Source organism: Pseudokineococcus marinus (genome assembly GCF_013004605.1).
Lineage (GTDB): Bacteria > Actinomycetota > Actinomycetes > Actinomycetales > Quadrisphaeraceae > Pseudokineococcus > Pseudokineococcus marinus.
This window is the reverse complement of the sequence record NZ_JABEMA010000395.1, coordinates 1-2,396: the sequence shown is the minus strand read 5'-3', so window position 1 is coordinate 2,396 and position 2,396 is coordinate 1. Positions and strand designations below refer to the sequence as shown.

Sequence of the window (2,396 nt, the reverse complement as noted above, 5' to 3'; positions counted from 1 at the left end):
CCCGGGGACCGCTGCCGACGGGTCGGCAGGGGAGCCCCGCGGTGGCCCGCACGCCTGACGGGTCCGAAGGCGAGGTGTCGCGCGACGCCGGGGGCGCCGAGGACCTGGCCCGCCGGTGCGTCGGCGCGGCCGTCGCGCAGGGGACCACGCTCGCGGTCGCCGAGTCCCTCACCGCGGGCCTCGTCTGCGCGCGCCTCGCCGACGTCCCCGGCGCCTCCGGCGCCCTGCGGGGCGGGGTCGTCGCGTACGCGACCGACCTCAAGCGAGCGCTCCTCGACGTGCCGGCGGACCTCCTGGAGCGCGAAGGTCCTGTGCACCCGGACGTCGCGACGGCCATGGCCGACGGCGTACGACGCCTGCTCGGTGCGGACGTCGGCGTCGCGACGACGGGCGTCGCCGGGCCGGGCCCCGCGGACGGGCACCCCGCCGGCACCGCGTTCGCGGCCGTGGCCGGGCCGTGGGGCGCCCGCGTGGTGGCGCTCGACGTGCCCGGCGACCGTGCCGCCGTCCGCGCGGCGGTCACCCGCGAGGCGCTGCTGCTCCTCGCCGACGCCCTGGCGACACCGCCCGCACCGTCCCTGACCGCCGGGGACACGCAGCAGGCGGAGGAGGGAGGCCCCTTCCGTGCGGGGAGCCGGGGGGAGGACGTCGGCGGCCGCGAGACCTCCCCGTGACGCCCGCGGCGGAACACGGTCCCCGCGTCGCCCGTTCTCCCGTCATGCACGTCTCCCGCCTCCCCACGCCGCCCGGGGGCCCCTCCGGGTACCGTGGTGGCGCACGCACCTCCCCGCCCCGTCGACCCACCCCGTCACGACGCGGCGCCCCGGCCCGGCCGGTCGCGCCGCACCCCGGCGGCCCGTCCGCCGGACCCCGCCCCGCGAGCACCGCCCCCGCTGCCCGCGCGGCCTCCGCACCGACGCCCGCCCCGAGCCCGAGAGGGGGTCAGCCCGTGGTCCTCCTGCGACGTGAGCTCGGCGACGCCCTCCGCGACCTGCGGCAGAAGCAGGGCCGGACGCTCCGCGAGGTCTCCGGCACGGCCCGGGTCAGCCTGGGGTACCTGTCCGAGGTCGAGCGCGGTCAGAAGGAGGCCTCCTCCGAGCTGCTCTCCTCGATCTGCGGCGCCCTCGGGACGCCGCTGTCCGCGGTGCTGAGCGAGGTCAGCGACCGGGTCGCCCTCGCCGAGCACCTCCTCGTCCCCGACGTCGTGCCCGACGACCTCGTCGGCGAGGACGTCCGCGGGCCCGAGGGGCTCGTCAGCGCCGCCTGAGCCACACGCTCGTCGGCGCCTCTCGCGCCGCAGAGGCCCCCGTGACGCCGCGGTGGCCCGGCGCCCGCGCTCACCCCTGGCACCCCGCACGTCCGCGGACGTGCGGGGTGTCGTGCGTCGACATCCGCCCGCTCGCCGGCCGGCGCACCCCGGCGACCTCAGGCGCGGGGTGACGTGCCGCGACGGCGCGCCGGGGCCCCGCCGCGCCGGTCGTGGCCGAGCGGGGCCTGCGGGCGGCCGTCGTCCGTCGGCCGGGGTCCCGGCTGGCACACCGGGCACGAGAAGGCGCTGCGGGCGGTCGGCCCGGACCCGAGCGGGGCCACGCGCACGGTCGTGCCGCACCGCAGGCAGGGCAGGCCCGACCGGGCGTGCACGTAGCGGTTGCGACCCGGTCGCGTGTCGCCCGTCGTCGTCTGCACCGGCTCGCGGGCGTCCGCCGCCGCCCGCATCATCCGTCGCGTGCGGGCCAGCAGCCCGGCGACGTCGGGCACGTCGCGCACGGCGGCCCACGGGCTGACGCCGCGCAGGAACAGGGTCTCGCTCATCCAGAAGGTGCCGATGCCGGCGACGAGCCGCTGGTCGAGCAGCGCGGCCCCCACCTCGCGGTCCCCGTCGGCGACGAGGGCGGCCACCGCTGCGCCCGCGCCGTCGGTGCTCCCGTCGTCGATGTCCCAGTCGTCGGCCAGGAGGTCGGGGCCGAGGTGCCCGACCAGGCCGTCCTCCTCCGCCGTCGGGACGAGGTCCAGCATGCCGAGGCGGTGGCCCACGGCGGTCCAGTCGTCGGTGACGAGCACGGCGCGCACCCCCTCGGCGGAGCCGCCGCGCAGCCGCGGCGCGCGGCCGGGCCCCGCACCGGCCGGGGGCGGGGTGCGCTGCACGTGCCAGGAGCCGTCCATCCGCAGGTGGCTGTGGAGGGTGACGCCCGCGTCGGTGCGGGCCAGCAGGTGCTTGCCGCGCGCGACGACCTCGCGCACGACCTGCCCCGACAGGTCCGCGGCCGCGAGCGTCGGCCACCGCAGGTCGGCCGACCGCAGCACCCGGCCCGCCAGCGCGGCGTCCAGGCGCCGGGCCGTGCGCAGCACGGTGTCACCCTCGGGCACGCGGACCTCCCGCCCCCAGCGGTTCCGCG

The 2,396-nt window shown here is 79.9% G+C and carries 3 protein-coding genes; 2 read left to right on the top strand and 1 reads right to left on the bottom strand.

What is annotated here, in order from left to right; genetic code table 11:
- Positions 1-74 precede the first annotated feature (74 nt).
- Both HLB09_RS15870 and HLB09_RS18935 read left to right on the top strand, forming a co-directional pair.
- Complete coding sequence (locus tag HLB09_RS15870) at positions 75-674, top strand: CinA family protein (protein ID WP_171204284.1); 600 nt, start codon at positions 75-77, stop codon at positions 672-674.
- Positions 675-949: 275 nt separating this feature from the next.
- Positions 950-1,267, top strand: coding sequence for a helix-turn-helix domain-containing protein (locus tag HLB09_RS18935; protein ID WP_171204283.1), 318 nt, complete (start codon positions 950-952; stop codon positions 1,265-1,267).
- 158 nt (positions 1,268-1,425) lie between these two features.
- On the opposite strand, the gene HLB09_RS15860 is transcribed toward HLB09_RS18935, so the two are convergent.
- Positions 1,426-2,396, bottom strand: a 971-nt coding sequence (locus HLB09_RS15860; RefSeq protein ID WP_246235604.1) for a DNA-formamidopyrimidine glycosylase family protein, incomplete at its 5' end; no start/stop codon positions are given.